The sequence below is a fragment of the Conexibacter sp. DBS9H8 genome, assembly GCF_023330685.1.
In the GTDB taxonomy this organism is placed as follows: Bacteria; Actinomycetota; Thermoleophilia; order Solirubrobacterales; family Solirubrobacteraceae; genus Palsa-465.
Map to the genome: position 1 here is coordinate 686,336 of NZ_CP097128.1, position 16,531 is coordinate 702,866.

Below are 16,531 nucleotides of genomic sequence, written 5' to 3' on the forward strand. Positions count from 1 at the left end.
CGCCGGCGGGTCTCATTTTGGCACTCGCACCCGCCGCCGCCACGCACTGAAGGAGCTGACCGTCCCCGCGTCCGGCCGCACGAGCCACGGCCACGGAAACAGTGCCACCGGGGCGAGCCCCGCGGCCCGGCGGCGGAAGCCGGGGACCGGCGCGAAGGTGACCGCCAGCGCGTGCCCGGAGAGCAGCGCCACCGGGTCACCGCGGAGGAGGACGAGCTCGCGGCGCGCGGCGAGGTCGGCAAGGCACTCGGCGAGAAACACGAGCCGCTTGCCCGACAGGCCCAGGCGCGCCAGCAGCGGGGCGTCGAAGACGAACACCGCCGGACGCTCGGGGTGCGTCCTCAGGGCCGGGTCGTCGTCTCCCAGAGATTCGGCGGTCAGCCACACCCACTCGGGGTCCCGTGGCTCGCGCGCGACCGTGACCGGTCCCGCGGTATGCGCGACATCCGGGTCGTGTCGGAGTCGCGGGTCGGGGTCACTGAGACGAGGACCCGCCGCCGCCGCCGGCCACGCCTCGATCGGGCAGCGTTCGGCGAGCGCACAGCGCCCACACAGCGCGGGCGCCCGCCTGGTGACCTGCCAGCGGCTGAACCCGTAGGGCTTGCCGGTCCCCGCCCCGACCGTCCACTGCCAGCCGAGCCGGTTGGCCGCCCGTGAGCCGTCGAGCAGGTCGGCGAAGAAGCGGTCCTCCCCCGTCCGCCAGTCCGCCCCCGCCCGGACGGTCCACTGCGAGCTCAGCCACATCCGCACCTGGTTGACGAGCCAGCCGTCGGCGCTCAGCTCCTCCAGCGCCGCCCGCACGCAGGCCATCGTCTCCGGCCACGGCTCGGTCCAGCCGGGGTCGGCGCTGGCCGGCTCATACCGCAGCGGGCGGGTGGTCGCCGGGCCGAGCCGGGCGTACAGGTGCCGGGCGTACTCCTGCCAGAGCAGTTCCTCCCGGAAGCGGTCCCGGTCCCGGGCCGGCGCACCGGCCACCGCCCGCCACAGCGCCGGCAGCGGGAGGAGCCCGTGGCGCACATACGGGGAGAGGCCGCTCGCTCCCCGTGCGCTGAGCGGCAGCACCTCGTTGCGGCGCGCCGCGTACCCGGTCAGGTCCAACCCGGCGAGCGCGGTGTGGGCGGCCCGCTGGCCGCCCCGGAAGCGCGGTGAGGCGGCGACCCCGTCGGGGCCCTCGCGGGCGAGATCCCCGAGCGTGCGGGCCGTCCAGGCGCGGACGCCGTCGGGATCCCCTGTGGGGGGCAGATCGAGCCGGTCCGGGAAGCGCACCGTCCCGACGATGCCAGGTCGGGATGACCCCGGCCGCCCGTCGCACGGTCGCTCCGCTCGAGCCGCAGCTCACCGGCTGAGGCAACTCGCTCACCCAGGCGGGAAAATGCCAGAGATGCCCCTCCTTCCCGCAGACACCGGCGCGCGACTGCTCGCCCTCGCCGGCGCCGCGACGCGCCGCGCCGCCGGTCTCGCCACCCACCGGGTCGACGTCGACGGCCTCTCGGTCACCTACGACGAGGGCGGCGCCGGCGCGCCCGAGACGGTGCTGATGCTCCACGGCTTCAGCGCCGACCGTGACGTGTGGGGCCGGTTCGCCGCCGGCCTGCGTGACCGCCACGTTCTCATCCCCGACCTCGCCGGGCACGGACGTACCGCGTTCCGTGCCGGTGCGGGCTATTCCGCCCCCGCCCAGGCGGACCGCCTCGTCGCATTCCTCGACGTCCTCGGGATCGACCGCGTCCACGTGATCGGCAACTCGATGGGCGGGTTCATCGCCGCGACCCTCGCCCGCCGCGCACCCGACCGGGTGCGCAGCCTCGGCCTGATCGACGCCGCCGGGGTGAGCTCACCGACCGCGAGCCCGCTCGAGGAGATGCTCGCCCGCGGCGAGAACCCGTTCCTGTTCGACGACCCGGCCGGCTTTGGCCCCTTCTACGCGATGACGATGCACCGGGCCCCGTACGTCCCCGCGCTGATCCGGGCCGCGATCGCCGCCGACTACGTCCGCCGCCGTCCCGAGCTTGCGGAGATCATCGCCGACTTCCACGGCCACGACGCCCTCGACGACCATCTCAGCGAGATCGCCGCCCCGACCTGGGTCGCCTGGGGCCGCCACGATCAGCTCATCGACGTGAGCGCCGCCCGGGTGTGGGCCGACGGCATCCCGAGAAGCACGCTCACCGTCTATGACGACCTCGGGCACATGCCGATGTTCGAGGCGCCGCGGCGCTGCGTCGCCGACTACCGGAGGTTCCTCGCCGGCCTGTGAGCGGCCCCGGCCCGGCCGGCGCAGCGGTCCAGGGGGTGAGGACGGCCGTTCCCAGGCGGTGGGGGCGGTTCAGGCGGTGAGGGCGGCGCCGGTGTGGGCGTCGACCCAGCGGCAGATCGTCGCGGTCACGCCGATGGGGTCGTCCCACATCGGGACGTGCCCGACGCCGGGCAGAATCTCGAAGCGGACGCCGGGGATCTCCCGCCGGAACCGGGTCGCGCACCCCGCGAGCGGCAGGATCCGATCGTGCTCGGCCCAGGCGATCAGGGTTGGGGCGGCGATCGTGTGCAGGTCCTCGACGTGGGCGTGCCCGGCCCGCAGGCTGGCGAGCACGTCGTCCACGACCGTGCAGGCGAGCGGGTCGAGGCTGAGCGCGGCCGCCTCCGCAGGGTTGACGAGCTCGCCGTGGCGCATGATGTCGCGCAGGGCGAGCCGGCGGGCGCCGGGCCGGGCCATCACCCGGCGGACCTGGCCCTGAGAGGCGCGGATCATCCGCATCTGCCGGGCGAAGAAGTCGGCGATCCGGGCGGGCTCGGGGCCGCCGATCTCCCACCCGCCGCCCGGAGAGAACGCGACGACGCTGCGGGCCCGGCCGCGTTTGGCGAGCTCGAGGGCGAGCGCGCCACCCATCGAGTTGCCGATCAGGTGGGCGCTGTGGACCCCAAGCTCGTCGAGGTGCTGCTCGAGCGAGTCCCCGGCGTCGGCGAGCCGGTCCAGCCCGATCCCGGCCGGATAGGCGGGCCCGCCCTGGTGGCCCGACAGCGCGGGGGCGATCACCTCGTAGCGGGCGACGAGGTCGGCGAGCACCGGCCGCCAGTGCCGCCAGTGCCCGGTGAACCCGTGCAGGAGGACGACCGGCTCCCCGGAGCCGGCGCGGTAGAGGGCGGGGGAGAGCTCACCCATCCGCGGCTCAGCTGATCGTGTGCTCGAGCCGGCCGAGGGTCGGCACGTCGATGATCAGCTCATCCCCGGGACGCAGGGCGGGTACCGGCTCGGCGGCGGCGAGCGCGTCGATGCTGAAGAACTCGCCGGGCAGCAGCCGCTGGCCGGCCGACGCGGTCGCGAGCAGCTCCCCGAGGTCGATCGTCGAGTTCGCTGCGCTCGTCCGCGCGATGACGCTGCCGTTGACGGCGACCGTCCCGGTCAGCTGCGACCAGGCCTCGCGCAGCTCCGCGGCGCTGACGGCGATCTGGGCGAGCGAACTCGGTGCGGTCGGCGTGCTCGGGAGCGCCCCGGCGCGGCCGTCTGACCCCTCACCGGCAGAGAACTCGCAGGTGAGGATGAACGCGGCGATCGCGCCGAGCGCCTCCTCCGGGGTCGCGTCGGCAAGCTCGCGGGCGATCACGAACCCGAGTCGCGGCTCGTATTCGAGTCCGCGCGCCCCGGCGGGGACCGACAGCGGGCTGCCGGTCGGGACGACCGCGAGCGGGTGGTTGAGCCGGTAGGCCGTCTGGGTCGTCGCGGTCCGCGCCTGGGCGAGCGGGCCCAGGCGCTCCCGGGCGGCCCCGAGGAAGGTCTCCCACGCGCTCGTCAACGGCGGCATGAGCCGCTTGACCTGCAGGTAGGCGGCCTCGAGCACCGCCTGCTCAGAACCGTAGAAGTGGCGCACCGACAGCGGCTGGAAGGGCAGCACGGGCGCGCCGGGCCGGCCGCCGTAGCCGATCGCGTGGCGAACCTCCCAGCCCGGCGTGTACGGCGACTCATACCCGAGGGCGACGAGGTGGCTGACCGGCTTCCAGGGCGCCTCCGGGTCAGGGCGGGTTTCCACCTGCAGCGTCTGGGCGCCGGTGAAACGGCGGCGGATCTGAGACATCGCCGGACCAGAGTAGTGCAAGCCACTAGCCTCAGCCCCGCGTGATCTACCAGCGCCTCTACGACCACGTGCTCGTCCGGATCCCCGCCGAGGCCGCCCACCACTGGACGAGCGCCGGCCTGCGGATCGCCGCCGCGCCCGCCCCGATCCGCCGGCTCGGCGCCGCCCTGACGATCCCCTCCGAGATCGCCGTCGACGCCTTCGGGCTCCGGTTCGCCTCCCCGCTCGGGGTCGCCGCCGGCCTCGACAAGGACGCGACCTTCCACGCCGCCCTCGGCGCTCTCGGCTTCGGGTCCGTGGAGGTCGGCACGGTCACCCCGCGGCCCCAACCCGGCAACCCGCGCCCGCGGATCGCCCGCATCCCCGCCGACCGCGCGTTGATCAACGCGATGGGCTTCCCCAGTGACGGCGCCGAGGCGGTCGCCGCCCGGCTCCCGGGCCGGGCGGCCCCGACGGCGGGGACGGCGGGCCCGATCCTCGGGATCAACCTGGCCAAGAACCGGGACACCCCGATGGCCGCAGCCGCCGACGACTACGCCGCGGTCGCCGGTCGGCTCGCACCGCTGGCGGACTACCTCGTTCTCAACGTCTCCTCCCCCAACACGCCAGGGCTGCGGGACCTCGAACGGGCCGCCGGGCTCGCGCCGCTCATCACCGCCGTCCGTGCCGTCGCCGGCGCGGTCCCGCTGCTCGTCAAGATCAGCCCCGATCTGGCGGACGCGGATGTCGACGCCGTCGCCGAGCTCGCCCACCGGGAGGGCCTCGCCGGGGTGATCGCCACGAACACGACCGTCGACCGGGGCGTCCTCTCGCCGGCCGGCCGAGCGGTGGCCGCCGGCTTCACCGGCGGTGGGGTGTCCGGCGCGCCGCTGATGACCCGGTCCCTGGCGGTGCTTGCCCGCCTCCATCGGGCGCTCGCGGGGTCGGGCACGGTGATCGTCTCGGTCGGCGGGGTCACCGGGGCCGAGGACGTGTGGGCGCGGATCCTCGCCGGCGCGACGCTCGTGCAGGTCTACACCGGCTTTGTCTACGGCGGTCCGGCCTGGCCGGCCCGGGTCAACCACGGCCTTGCCGGCCGGCTCCGTGCCGCCGGGGTGAGCTCTCTGGGCGAGCTCGTCGGGATCGCCGCCTGACTCGCGCCCGTCTCCGCGCCACCGGGTCCTCACGCGCACCGCGGCCGGCCGTTCAGGCCGAGGACACACGCCGACAGGTGCGCTCAGGTAGGGTGACTCTCATGCAGCTTGCGATGGTCGGTCTCGGTCGGATGGGCGCCAACATGGTGCGGCGCCTGGTCAAGGACGGGCACGAGCTCGTCGTCTACGACGTCTCCGCGGACGCGGTCGGCGCCCTCGCCAAGGAGACCGGCGCGACGCCGGCCGACAGCCTCGAGGACCTCGTCGCGAAGCTGAGCCCGCCGCGGGCGGTGTGGGTGATGGTCCCCGCGGCGTTCACGGATGAGACCCTGGACGAGCTCGCCCGCTTCGTCGACCCCGGTGACGTGCTCATCGACGGCGGCAACAGCCACTACCACGACGACCTCGCCCGCGCGGGTCGTCTCGAGCCGCGCGGGATCCACTACGTCGACGTCGGCACCTCCGGCGGCGTGTTCGGGCTCGAACGCGGCTACTGCCTGATGATCGGCGGCACCGAGGCGGCGGTGAGCCTGCTCGACCCGGTGTTCAAGACGCTCGCCCCGGGGGCGGGCGACATCGAGCGCACCCCCGGCCGTGACGGTGAGCTGCTCCAGGAGGAGCAGGGGTACCTGCACTGCGGCCCGGCCGGTGCGGGCCACTTCGTCAAGATGGTCCACAACGGGATCGAGTACGGGATCATGGCCGCTTACGCGGAGGGTCTCAACATCCTCAAGCACGCCGGCTTCGGCGCCCAGACCCAGGAGCAGGACGCGGAGACGGCCCCGATCGCCAACGCGACCGAGCTCTACCACTATGACCTCGACCTGCCCGCCGTCGCCGAGGTGTGGCGCCGTGGATCGGTGATCGCCTCCTGGCTGCTGGACCTCACCGCCGCCGCCCTCGTCGAATCCCCCGAGCTGGAGGAGTTCGGCGGTCGCGTGTCCGATTCGGGTGAGGGCCGCTGGACGATCCACGCCGCCATCGACGAGGGTGTCCCCGCAGACGTCCTCACCGCCGCCCTGTATGCGCGCTTCAGCTCCCGCGGCAACGCCGAGTACGCGAACAAGCTGCTGTCGGCGATGCGCAAGCAGTTCGGCGGCCACGCGGAGAAGCCCGCCTCCAGCTGACGGCCGCGGCGGTCCCCGGCTCCCGGCCCGGTCCCGGTCGGGTTCGGGTCCCGCCGCGAGCGGACCGGAGCGGCCGCGCCGCCGGCCAGGGCCCGCCGACTACCCTTGCCCGGTCCGGGCGATTAGCTCAGCTGGTAGAGCGCCTCGTTTACACCGAGGATGTCGGCGGTTCGAGTCCGTCATCGCCCACTCACTCATTCCGCCGCGTGTCGCGACCGAGCCGGTTCGTTCTCGTCGACACTTCGGGCACGCGCCACCGGGTCTGCCGACGCGGTGGCGCCACCGTCGCCATGCTGATCGACTGCCTTATCGCGGCCGACGCGATCCGCGCGCCCCCCGCTTCTCCGCGCGGACTCTGCCTTCGACGTGCTCGCCGGTCATAGCGAGCCCACGCTCTTCTGCGCCTGAACCTCGTCGGTTGGGCCGTCCATCGAGCTTGTCGTTGTTGGTGAAGCTGAGGCGCGCCGGTCACGTCTCCGCTCACGTGGCCCGCGACGTCGATGAGGAAGAGAGCGACGCGCAAGTCACGGCGCCACTGAGCTCTGCCAGCTCTTGGCCGTCGTAACCGAGGTCGCGCAACACCGCCTCGGTGTGCGCCCCCAGGTCCGGCGCCGGTCGCTGCCACGGAATCTCACGATCGTCGATCAGCCAGGGTAGGCGGACCAACGGCACGCCGTCAGAGTCCAACATCGTGCGGCGCTCGCCCGCGACGTTGGTCTTGATCGCCTGCTCGAGCCCGAGGACCCGTCCGACGGGGACGCGCTCACGGGCGAACACCGGCAGCCAGTCCTCGGTCGGCCGAGTCCGCAGGCGGTCACTCAGCTCGTGGGCGAGTTCCTGTCGGTTGCCGCTCCGCTCAGCGACGGAGAGAAAGCGGGGATCGTCCGCGAGCTCCGGAGCGTCCAAAGCGCGCGTAACTCCCAGCCACAGCCGCTGGTTGGCCGCCGCGATGAGCAGATAGCCGTCCTGGGTCTCGTAACACTCGTACGGCGCCGCAATCGGGTTTCCCGAGCCGGCTCGCGGCGGGCGAACACCCGTCACATACGCGCTCGTGGCCTGGTATGCAGCCAGATTGAAGCCTGTGTCGACCAACGCCGTTTCGATCTCCTCAACCGGCTGGCCGGCATGGCGGGCCATCAGCGCTGCCACCACGCCCAGCGCGATCCACTGGCCGGTGCCGAGATCAATCACCGAGGGTGCGCATCGTGTGGGAGGAGAGCCGTCGTGTCCGGTCATCTCCATGATCCCGGTGAAGGCCTGCACCAACGGGTCATAGCCAGGGAGAGTTGCTCCGACGGCACCGGCGCCAAAGCCGTTGACGTCGTAATACAGCAGCGACGGATTGATCTCGCGAGTCGCCTCCTTGCCGAGCCCGAGGCGCTCCAGTGTACCGGGACGCATGCTCTGTAACAGGACGTTTGCGGTGCCGATCAGTCGTAGCGCTGCCTCTTGACCCTTCTGGCTCTTGAGGTCGAGCACTAAGCTCCGCTTGCCCGCATTCACGTAGCGGTGAACGACGCTGACGTCGTTGAGGGGTGACGCATAGTGGCGAGAGTCATCGCCGGTCGGAGACTCGATCTTGATCACGTCAGCGCCGAGTTGCGCCAGGATCATCGCCCCAAACGGCCCGGCGATATTCGTGCAAAGCTCGACAATACGGATGCCGCGAAGGGGCGCAAAATCAGGCGGGAAGGTCATGCAGCGTGACTGATTCGCATGGAGTTGATTAGAAGCCAGCATTGAGCAGACGGCGACTGACCATTGCGCTAGTCACGATTGTCCGGCGGCTGCTCGGCAGCCCGCCGCCTCCCAGTTGGTTGCCAGCACGATGGCGAGGGCCTCCAGCACGTCGCCAGGGATCGCGGACGCCATGGGTAGTGCGGGAGGCGCGACCTCTCTCAGGTCTCCGAGTGCGGACAAGGAGTCGGACATGGATGGCGTCGGCGAACTCGCCGACGAGGCGAAACATATAAGGCCGCACATCTGCAACGTACATCGGATGTGCGGATCCTCGATCGCGTCTGGCGCTGCATCGGCGACAGGCCGAGGTCGTAGAACTCCCCGTGGAACGACAGAGCGTGCTCGCTCTGGACCCCTCCCAGATGTGACCCAACGCGCCGATCGGCTTGTGCAGCCATGGTTCCGACCCGTCGCGCCGGGGTTTCGTATGAGCACGCGTTGTGGACGCCACGTGAGTGCCGAGGCCGAGCGCAAGGCGCCCATGGGAGGCCACTTGAGATCTCAGGTAGTCAGGACGATGACCAACGGACTCCCCGTGAAGGCGGTTGAGACGCCGGCACCCCGCAGAGGTGGGGGATCGATCCGACGATTCCGGCCTGGTGCGGCTGCCCGAGCGCGGTCACGGTCGTGTGGAGCGCCTCGGCCGCTGGGAACTGGGATAACCACGCGGGCCGACGCGACCGAGACGACATCGATCGCCCTGTGATCGGGCCGATTAACAGTGGTGTTCAGGATGCGCTCGACGCCGGCGGCGGTACACGCGTCGGCGATCGCGTCTGAGACCGCGGCCGGGCTGGACACAAGCTCGACGCTGTCGCTGGGGTGGCTCTACCAATGGCGAATAGCGAGCACTGGCTCGGTCGCCCGCCTTCAGCGAAACTAGCGCTTCGGATAGTTGCTGGTGGGTGCTGCGCTAGCCATGCTCGACGGGAAAGCTCGTCTTCGGAACCCGTGGCGGCTCGGTGACTGTAGGGCGTCACAGGCCCCCGAAGACACAGCCATCTGAGGCTCAACAGCGCGCATGCGCTGGGGATCCCGGACTGAGGAGAGGAATAGGTACATCATGAAACAGGATCGACACAATAAGAGGCGATCCACGCGCTGGGTCGCGATATTGGCGGGCTGTGTGCTCGCCGCAATCACGTTGGCGGCATGTGGCGCCGGCAATAGCGGTACTAGCGCCAGTTCGAGCGGCTCGGGGAAGAGCAGCGGCGGTTCAGGCGGGAAGTCGGACTTTGTGGTCGGGACCGTTCAGCCCCTGACAGGGGTATACGGAGCAGCGGGCCTCGACATCGTCCATGCACTCAAGGCGGAAGCCAGCATCATCAACGCCAAGGGCGGCATTCTGGGGCACCCGGTCAAGATCGTCGCCGTCGATGATGCGTCCAACCCGCAGACCGCGATCTCCGCGACCCAGGAGCTGATCAGCTCCAACTCACTGAACATGTTCGAGCCGGACGTGATTTACGGTGCCACGCAGTTGCCTCTGACCAAGAACATCTTGTCGGTCAACATCTGCGGGAGCGCGGAGTGCAGCGACGCCAGCAAGTATCCGCTCGACTTTTCACTCAACCCCCCAGCGGGTGCGCAGGTCCCACCGCTGATTGCCTATGCCAAGCAGCACGGCTATACCAAGGTCGGGATCCTCGCCACCAACGACGCGGCAGGGACGTATTTCACCCAGACCGTCACGACTGACGCAAAGGCGGCCGGACTGACGGTCGTCGGCTCCCAGTCCTTCAGTCCGACCGCCACCGACATCTCGGCTGAGGTCCAGGCCCTCAAGGGCAGCGGCGCCCAGACGGTTCTCACCTGGGCGGCCGGCGCCACGATCGGCGTAGTGATGAAGGGCATGCAGGCAGTCGACTACACCGTCCCCGTGCTCGGGACGCCGACCGTGTTTACCGCCCCGGTTGCCCAGCTTGTGCCTGCTCCCGTACAGAAGCAGCTGACCTGCCTCTGCTACGCAGTCGGCATCCGCACCGGCGCGACCGCTCCGGCCGTGCTGCAGCCGCTGGTCAGTCGCGTTACCAAGTACGGCCCAATCGCGAGCATGATGGTCGTTGGCCTTGCCGCCGACACTCTGGAGTTGGCCAACTACGGCTTTACCAAGGCCGGGTCACTCGATCCGAAGGCGGCCGCTACGGCGATCCAGGGCATCGGATCTGCCTCGAATTACCCGGGGACGGATTTCTGGTCCTACCGCACCAAGGCGCCAGAGTTCACGGCGACCAATCACGCCCCTGCGAGCGGACCGCTATCACAAGGGTTCTATGGCGTGGCCAAGGTCAGCCCTCTGGTGGACGGGATGTACCTCGGCACGTATCCGTTCAAGTATTAGGCCAGTCCTGGATAGCTGACGAGAGCCAACGACCACGATCACAGACCAATTCCCATGCAAATGAGTGCTAACACATGAATCTCACAACACTCGGTGTCGGCATCGCATCGGGAATTGGTCTGGGGAGTGCGTACGCGCTCGTCGCAGTCAGCTTCACCCTCATCGTCGCATCCACCGGGTACTTTATCTTCGCGCTGGAGTCGCTCGTGTCCATCGGTGGAGTCTTGACCTACGTCCTCAGTGCCGACGCTCATCTTCCGATGCTCCTCGTCGGAGTGCTCGTGTGCATCGGTGGTCTGATCGCCGGTGCGGCACTTGACGTTATCGCGCGCCGGCCGTTCGAGGGCAGGACGACGAACATCGGCCTGGTCGTCCTGCTCGCCTCGATCGGACTGTCGATCGCCATCGATGCCACGGTCGGGCTGCTGTTCGGGAGCAATACACTGAACGTGCCCGGCTACGTATCCGCGAACCCGTTGATCGTCGACGGCGTCGCGATCAACCCGGCCTATGTTGTGATGTTTGGCGCGATCGTGGTGCTGACCATCGTCTCCGAGTTCGTCTTCCGCCGAACCAGTACCGGTCGGAATCTGCGCGCGACCCAGCTCGACAGTGAGGGGGTTAGGCTCCTCGGCCTGAACGTCGGATTGATGACCACCTGTGTGTTCGGGGTGTCAGGCCTGCTGGCGATGTTCGCCGGCTACCTCCTCACTCCGATCACCTCGGCGTCGGCAACCACGGGTTCTGGGCTGGTGATTCCTGCATTCGCCGCGTTGGCAATCGGCGGCTTTGGCAGTTTCCGTGGTGCCATCGGCGGCAGCATCGCCGTCGGCCTCGTTGTCGGGATCGTGCCGTTGTACATGCAGTCGGCCTACGTCGATCCGATCCTGCTTGCGGCAATCGTGTTGGTCCTGCTCGTGCGGCCCCAGGGCCTGTTTGGTACGACGGCCGCCCGAGCACTCTGAGTTCGATCATGCCTGAGCCCACCGTCCAGCCTCCGACCCCCACGCCACCCGCCGTTCGCGGCAATGCTCTGCGCGCCCTGTTGTCAGCCAAGCAGCGGCCTGGCGTCAACTGGGGGGTCGCTCTCGCTGTCCTAATCATGGCGCTGCTTGTCCCCTTCATCACGGGCGGTTACGTTCTCTTTCAGCTGGAATTGGTCCTGATCTACATCGGTGCCGCCAGCGGCCTCAACCTCGCGGTCGGCTACGCAGGGGAATTCCTGCTGTGTCAGGCCACCGTGATCGGTATGGCGGCATATGTCTCCGGCATCTTGAGCAGCATGCACAACTGGTCGCCGATCGAGACGTTGCCGCTGGCGATCGTCGCCGCGATCATCTGGCAGCTGATCATCAGCATCTCCGGACTTCGGGTCCGAGGTCTCTACCTCGGGATTCTCTCTTTCTTCTCTGTCCTCGTCTTCCCGGATCTCGTCCTGCTGACGAGCAACATCAGCGGAGGCACCGGCGGACTGATCGGGATCTCGCCGTTTGCCCAGCCCGGCTCATCTGACTTCACGGTCCTGCCTTTTGAGATCGCGGTTGCTGTCGCCGCGGTTTCGGCCCTGATCGTCCGCAATCTTGTCGTGTCCGGATGGGGCATCAGGCTCCGCTACCTCCGAGACGCCCCTCATTCGCTGGCCTCGGCCGGGGTCAACATCACGAGAACCAAGTTGACGGTGTACGTCGTCTCGGCTATTCCCGCAGCGCTCGCGGGCTGGGCGCTTGCGTACTTCAGCGAGTCGCTGACCTCGTCGGTGTTCGGACTGTCGCTGACACTCATTCTGTTCGCCGGGGTCCAACTCGTCCGTCCCGGGTCCATCGCGGGACCGATCATCGGCGCTGGGCTGTTGGAGGGCTACAGCCAGCTTGTCGGCCCCTTCAGTCAGTACAACACGCTCGGGCTCGGGGCCCTGCTGACCCTTGCGTTGATCGTTCTCCCGGGTGGTTTCGGCCGCTTTCTCTCGCGCAACAGCGGGAGCGCCGCCGCCACGCGGCGTCGGCGTATCCTCAGCGCTGGACCGGTCACGCCCGAGCTCAATCCGCTGGTCGAGTTACGCCGCGCGCGTCAGGATGCCAGCGCAGCCGGTCAGGCGGAGAACGATACAGCGGTAGTGCTGGAGGTTCGTGACATCGTCAAGTCCTTCGGTGGCAACCGTGCGGTCGACGGCGCGGGCTTCACCGTCGGGACCGGTCGGATCGTCGCGTTGATGGGTGAGAACGGATCGGGAAAGACGACCTTGGTGAACATCATTTCGGGGTTTCTGCGTCCCGACTCCGGCCAGGTGCTGATCAAGGGCCGGCCGACGACCGGCATGGTTGCCTCGCAGGTGGCCCGGCTCGGCTGTGCCCGGACCTTTCAGGTGCCCCAGGTGGTTGGCGAACTGACCGTGCGCGAGAACGTCGAAGTTGGACTGCTGTATCGCTCGTGCGTCGGTCCGGCGCGGGCGATTCTGCTCCCGTTCATCGCTCGGCGCGCCGACCGGGTGCGTCGCGAGGCGGCGGTGCGCATCTGTGAGGAGATGGGCCTCTCCGCAGAGCAGATCGATCAGGAGACCGACACTCTGTCGCTCGGCATGCGCCGGATCGTCGAGGTGGCCAGGGCGATCGCCAGTTCGGCCGACCTGATCTGTCTTGACGAGCCGGCCGCGGGCCTCAACGACGATGAAATCGATTCGCTGTCCCAGGTGCTTAAGGATGTGCGGCAGACCGGTGAGGCGATCCTCCTCGTCGAGCACAACGCGCGCTTTGTGCTCAGCACCTGCGACGACATCATCCTGCTGCGCGCCGGCAAGGTGGAGGCGTTCTTCTCGGACGTCGATGAAGACAACCTGCCTCCAGCGTTACAGCGTCATCTGCGTCGTGCGACGGTAAGCGTCTGACCATGACGAAGCCGGTACTCAAAGTGACGGCGCTGCGTGCGTGGTACGGCCGCTCTCAGGTGCTCTGGGATGTCGGGTTCGAGATTGGGTCCGGTGAGGGCCTCGGGATCATCGGCCGCAACGGGGCCGGTAAGTCGACGTTGCTGCGTAGCCTGGCGGGGGTGCATGAGAAGGTCGCGGGTGCCATCGAGTTCAGTGGTGCCAACGTGACCGGGCGCCCGCCGCACGAGATCACCCGCCGCGGGCTCTCGCTCGTGCGTGAGGGGGCGCCGGTGTTCGGCGATCTGACGATTCTCGAGAACATCACGCTCGGTGCTGCGCTCGCCAAGCGGCGTGGCTTATCGCCGCTGGACCTCGAGGAGGTCTGGGAGACCTTCCCGGTGCTCCTCCAGATGGCTGATCGCAAGGCCGGTTATCTGAGCGGTGGCCAGCGCCAGATGCTCGCTCTGGCCACAGCGCTCGTGTCGCGACCTGTGCTACTGCTGCTTGATGAGCCCTCGGCCGGTCTGGCGCCGGAGGCGGCCGCCACCGCGTTTGAGGCGATCGCCAAAATGCGCCAGGGCGGACTGTGCATTCTCATCGCCGAGCAGAACCTTGAGTGGCTCACCGGGATCACCTCGAACACCCTGGAGATCGAGAGCGGCCGTGTTGAGGGCCGCGGGTCTGTGCACGTCTGACGCGTCGGGCTGACGACGTCCTGGATGCGCGCACAAGCGCGCGTGCTCAGCCCTCGGGCCGGAACCTGGGCCGCCGCTTTTCGAGGAAGGCTCGCGTCCCCTCGTGGAACTCGGCTGTCCCGTAGATATAGGTGAGCGCTTCGAAGCCCTGGCGGACCGACGCGAGCACCGCGTCGTTATCGGCGTTGATCGAGGTCTTGGTCAGACGCATCGACTGTGGGCTGTGGCTGAGCAGCCGCTCGCACCAGCTCTGGACGACCGCGTCGAGCTCGTCGTCAGGAACCGCCCGATTGATCCACCCGATACGCGCCGCCTCAGTCGCAGTGTAGGTTTCACCCAGCATGATGATTTCCTTGGCGAGCTTCTCCCCGACGAGCCGATTCATCAGCTGAGTCCCGAACCAGATCGGCGAGTTGCCGAGGCGGGCATCAGTGTGGGCGAAGCGGGCGGACTCGGCGGCGATCGAGAAATCGCAGAACAGGTTGAGCTCGTTGCCACCGCCGACACACCAGCCGCTGATCTTGGCGATCGTCGGCTTACCGGTGCCCCGCATAGCCTCAGCAAGACGCATCAGGAGACGCGCCATCCTGCGCCCTTCATCTGGTGTGAACTCGCCTTCCATGTCCACCTCACCACCGGTGCTAAACGCTTGCTGTCCGGCTCCGCTGAGTACGATGACGCGGACCTCCGAGTTGGCGTCGGCACGGTCGAAGGCCTCGATCAGCTCATGGATCGTCTGCTCGCGGAAGGCGTTGTGGACCTCCGGACGGTTGATCACGATCCGACAGACCCCGTCCGCTGCGGCATAGCTGATGTCGGGGCTGGAAGCGGTCCCGCTCATGCGGTGCCAGCCGCGGGCGGCGGCGTGGGGGTCTCGGTCAGCATCTGGCGTAGACGGTATTTGAGCACCTTGCCGCCGACGGTGACCGGCATCTCCTCGAGCACCACGATACGTTTGGGCGTTTCGAAGCCCGCCAGACGCTCCCGGCAGAAAGCGATCACGGCGGCTTCATCGACAACGTGGCCCGCGGTCGCCGTCACGACGGCCGTCACCGCCTCGCCCCAGCGATCGTCGGGCAGGCCGATGACTCCGACGGAGTTGACACTGGGATGTTGGAGGAGAACCGCCTCGACGCGCAGGGTCGAGACGTTCTCGCCTCCGGACTTGACGATGTCCTTGTAGCGATCCACCATGATTCGCAGTCCTTGCTCATCGAACATGCAACTGTCCCCGCTGTGGAACCAGCCACCGCGGAAGGCCGCCTCGGTTGCCTCCGGGTTGCGGAAGTATCCAGATGTCATGGCGGGAGAGCGGTACACGGCCTCGCCGGCCTGCCCGGGCCGGTCGCGCAATGGTTCGCCGTCCTCATCGACGATCGTGGCTCCAAGCAGCCCGATTGGTAGGCCAATGTGGTTGACCTCCGGGGCTGTGCGCAGAAACTTCTCCGGCCAGCGACTGGGTGAGAAGCGGTGACAGGCGATCGCCTCGGTCTGTCCGAACAGCCCGATCATGCTGACGTCGCCACACACCCGCTCGATGCTTTTGACGAGACCCGGTGCGGGCGTTGACCAGCCGTAGACGATGGTCGTGAGGCTACGGAGGTCATAGGCCATCGGATCAGCGTCGACGTCGCGGACGAGATCCGCCAGAAACTGAGGCGAACCCGCCCAAAGGCACGTGACCTGCTCGCGCGTGACCGCTCGTGCGGTCGCCGCGCCGGTCGGCTTGCGCCCGAACACGACACTGCCGCCACATAGGAGGCTTGACAACACAGAGGCATGGTCGCCAACGTGGTAGATAACCGGGAGGAACGTGCACGTGCGGAAGTCGGACTCGAACTGAAGCCCACGAGTGTAAGAGAGCGCGTGGCCGAGTGCGGCAGTGTAGGAGTAAGTGTGGGAGATCATTACGGCCTTTGGCAGTGCCGTGGTCCCCGAGGTGAGGATGATCTCCCAGATGTCGTCGCCATGGATCCGGACGTCCGGTTCGGACTCCGCATCGGAGGCGGTGAAGTCAAAGAAGTCCGTCGTTCCGGGGACGACCGCGGAGCCTCCCGCCCGGATCGTGGCGACGGGTGCGACGCCCGCCGACGTGAAGGCGCTAACAGCGCCCGGCCAGAGGTCGCCGTCCACGATGGCGACACTGGCCTCGACGTGTGCCAGCATCGCCTCAGCAACATCGTTGGTCATCATCGGGTTGATGGGCGCCGCGACAAGCCCGGCCTTAGCGATCCCGAGCTTGCTGAGGTACGCCTCGACTGAGTTCTCACAGAGCATCGCGACACGGTCAGAGCGGTTGAGCCCAAGTGCCAGCAGCGCGTTGGCGACACCGTTGGCGACGCGGTCCGCATCGGCGTACGACAGCCGCTGAAAGCGCGGATCCGCTAACGCCTCGGGCGCGGCAATGAACGCGACCTTGTCCGGGGTACTGTGCGAGATCCGCTCAAGCACGTCACCGACGGCCATTCTGTCCCACCGGTTGTCGGCTCGCCGGTTGTGGAGTGAATCAACGTCAAAGGTCACGCTGATCGTGAGTCTCCCACCGCGCGGACGCGCGGGCAA

General features: G+C 68.5%; 13 protein-coding genes and 1 tRNA gene. 8 read left to right on the forward strand and 6 right to left on the reverse strand.

What is annotated here, in order from left to right; genetic code table 11:
• Window positions 1–12: 12 nt before the first annotated feature.
• A complete protein-coding gene (locus tag M3M55_RS03325; RefSeq protein WP_249011404.1) occupies window positions 13–1,266 on the reverse strand; it encodes an FAD-binding domain-containing protein in 1,254 nt (417 codons plus the stop codon).
• A gap of 115 nt (window positions 1,267–1,381) precedes the next feature.
• Here M3M55_RS03325 and M3M55_RS03330 point away from each other — a divergent pair, with 115 nt between their 5' ends.
• Window positions 1,382–2,257 carry an alpha/beta fold hydrolase gene (locus M3M55_RS03330; RefSeq protein WP_249011405.1) on the forward strand — a complete coding sequence of 292 codons (876 nt, stop codon included), beginning with the start codon at window positions 1,382–1,384 and terminating at the stop codon, window positions 2,255–2,257.
• A gap of 69 nt (window positions 2,258–2,326) precedes the next feature.
• Here M3M55_RS03330 and M3M55_RS03335 read toward each other — a convergent pair whose 3' ends face one another.
• Together M3M55_RS03335 and M3M55_RS03340 are read right to left on the reverse strand one after the other, a co-directional pair.
• Complete coding sequence (locus M3M55_RS03335) at window positions 2,327–3,160, reverse strand: alpha/beta fold hydrolase (protein ID WP_249011406.1); 834 nt, start codon at window positions 3,158–3,160, stop codon at window positions 2,327–2,329.
• A gap of 7 nt (window positions 3,161–3,167) precedes the next feature.
• Window positions 3,168–4,070, reverse strand: coding sequence for a fumarylacetoacetate hydrolase family protein (locus tag M3M55_RS03340; RefSeq protein WP_249011407.1), 903 nt, complete (start codon window positions 4,068–4,070; stop codon window positions 3,168–3,170).
• Window positions 4,071–4,111: 41 nt separating this feature from the next.
• On the opposite strand from M3M55_RS03340, the gene M3M55_RS03345 reads away from it, so the two are divergent.
• From M3M55_RS03345 to M3M55_RS03355, 3 genes are all read left to right on the forward strand, one after another.
• Complete coding sequence (locus M3M55_RS03345) at window positions 4,112–5,203, forward strand: quinone-dependent dihydroorotate dehydrogenase (protein WP_249011408.1); 1,092 nt, start codon at window positions 4,112–4,114, stop codon at window positions 5,201–5,203.
• 101 nt (window positions 5,204–5,304) lie between these two features.
• The gene (gene gnd, locus M3M55_RS03350) at window positions 5,305–6,330 is read left to right on the forward strand and encodes a phosphogluconate dehydrogenase (NAD(+)-dependent, decarboxylating) (protein WP_249011409.1); all 1,026 of its coding nucleotides are present in this window, start codon (window positions 5,305–5,307) and stop codon (window positions 6,328–6,330) included.
• A 116-nt stretch (window positions 6,331–6,446) separates the two neighbouring features.
• Window positions 6,447–6,519 (forward strand) — tRNA-Val (locus M3M55_RS03355).
• 291 nt (window positions 6,520–6,810) lie between these two features.
• On the opposite strand, the gene M3M55_RS03360 is transcribed toward M3M55_RS03355, so the two are convergent.
• Entirely contained in the window at window positions 6,811–8,070 is a 1,260-nt protein-coding gene (locus tag M3M55_RS03360) for a CaiB/BaiF CoA-transferase family protein (protein WP_249011410.1), read from the reverse strand.
• A 1,126-nt stretch (window positions 8,071–9,196) separates the two neighbouring features.
• On the opposite strand from M3M55_RS03360, the gene M3M55_RS03365 reads away from it, so the two are divergent.
• The 4 genes from M3M55_RS03365 to M3M55_RS03380 all read left to right on the forward strand — a co-directional run bounded on the left by M3M55_RS03365 (window position 9,197) and on the right by M3M55_RS03380 (window position 13,969).
• Window positions 9,197–10,411, forward strand: a complete 1,215-nt coding sequence (locus tag M3M55_RS03365; protein WP_249011411.1) for an ABC transporter substrate-binding protein — start codon at window positions 9,197–9,199, stop codon at window positions 10,409–10,411.
• A gap of 74 nt (window positions 10,412–10,485) precedes the next feature.
• Complete coding sequence (locus M3M55_RS03370) at window positions 10,486–11,376, forward strand: branched-chain amino acid ABC transporter permease (RefSeq protein ID WP_249011412.1); 891 nt, start codon at window positions 10,486–10,488, stop codon at window positions 11,374–11,376.
• A 137-nt stretch (window positions 11,377–11,513) separates the two neighbouring features.
• Window positions 11,514–13,292, forward strand: a complete 1,779-nt coding sequence (locus M3M55_RS03375) for a branched-chain amino acid ABC transporter ATP-binding protein/permease (protein WP_249011413.1) — start codon at window positions 11,514–11,516, stop codon at window positions 13,290–13,292.
• Window positions 13,293–13,294: 2 nt separating this feature from the next.
• Window positions 13,295–13,969 carry an ABC transporter ATP-binding protein gene (locus tag M3M55_RS03380; RefSeq protein WP_249011414.1) on the forward strand — a complete coding sequence of 225 codons (675 nt, stop codon included), beginning with the start codon at window positions 13,295–13,297 and terminating at the stop codon, window positions 13,967–13,969.
• A 46-nt stretch (window positions 13,970–14,015) separates the two neighbouring features.
• Here the strand turns inward: M3M55_RS03380 and M3M55_RS03385 are convergent, their stop codons facing one another.
• Both M3M55_RS03385 and M3M55_RS03390 read right to left on the reverse strand, forming a co-directional pair.
• The gene (locus M3M55_RS03385) at window positions 14,016–14,810 is read right to left on the reverse strand and encodes an enoyl-CoA hydratase/isomerase family protein (protein WP_249011415.1); all 795 of its coding nucleotides are present in this window, start codon (window positions 14,808–14,810) and stop codon (window positions 14,016–14,018) included.
• The gene (locus M3M55_RS03390) at window positions 14,807–16,492 is read right to left on the reverse strand and encodes a class I adenylate-forming enzyme family protein (protein ID WP_249011416.1); all 1,686 of its coding nucleotides are present in this window, start codon (window positions 16,490–16,492) and stop codon (window positions 14,807–14,809) included. The genes M3M55_RS03385 and M3M55_RS03390 overlap by 4 nt, the downstream gene beginning before the upstream one ends.
• Window positions 16,493–16,531: the final 39 nt, after the last annotated feature.

What these genes read in the sequence shown, in the direction of transcription:
- M3M55_RS03330 (WP_249011405.1), top strand. Translation starts at nt 1,382, where the DNA reads ATGCCCCTCCTTCCCGCAGACACCGGCGCGCGACTGCTCGCCCTCGCC.
- M3M55_RS03335 (WP_249011406.1), bottom strand. Translation starts at nt 3,160, where the DNA reads ATGGGTGAGCTCTCCCCCGCCCTCTACCGCGCCGGCTCCGGGGAGCCG.
- M3M55_RS03340 (WP_249011407.1), bottom strand. Translation starts at nt 4,070, where the DNA reads ATGTCTCAGATCCGCCGCCGTTTCACCGGCGCCCAGACGCTGCAGGTG.
- gnd (WP_249011409.1), top strand. Translation starts at nt 5,305, where the DNA reads ATGCAGCTTGCGATGGTCGGTCTCGGTCGGATGGGCGCCAACATGGTG.
- M3M55_RS03360 (WP_249011410.1), bottom strand. Translation starts at nt 8,070, where the DNA reads ATGCTGGCTTCTAATCAACTCCATGCGAATCAGTCACGCTGCATGACC.
- M3M55_RS03370 (WP_249011412.1), top strand. Translation starts at nt 10,486, where the DNA reads ATGAATCTCACAACACTCGGTGTCGGCATCGCATCGGGAATTGGTCTG.
- M3M55_RS03375 (WP_249011413.1), top strand. Translation starts at nt 11,514, where the DNA reads ATGGCGCTGCTTGTCCCCTTCATCACGGGCGGTTACGTTCTCTTTCAG.
- M3M55_RS03380 (WP_249011414.1), top strand. Translation starts at nt 13,295, where the DNA reads ATGACGAAGCCGGTACTCAAAGTGACGGCGCTGCGTGCGTGGTACGGC.
- M3M55_RS03385 (WP_249011415.1), bottom strand. Translation starts at nt 14,810, where the DNA reads ATGAGCGGGACCGCTTCCAGCCCCGACATCAGCTATGCCGCAGCGGAC.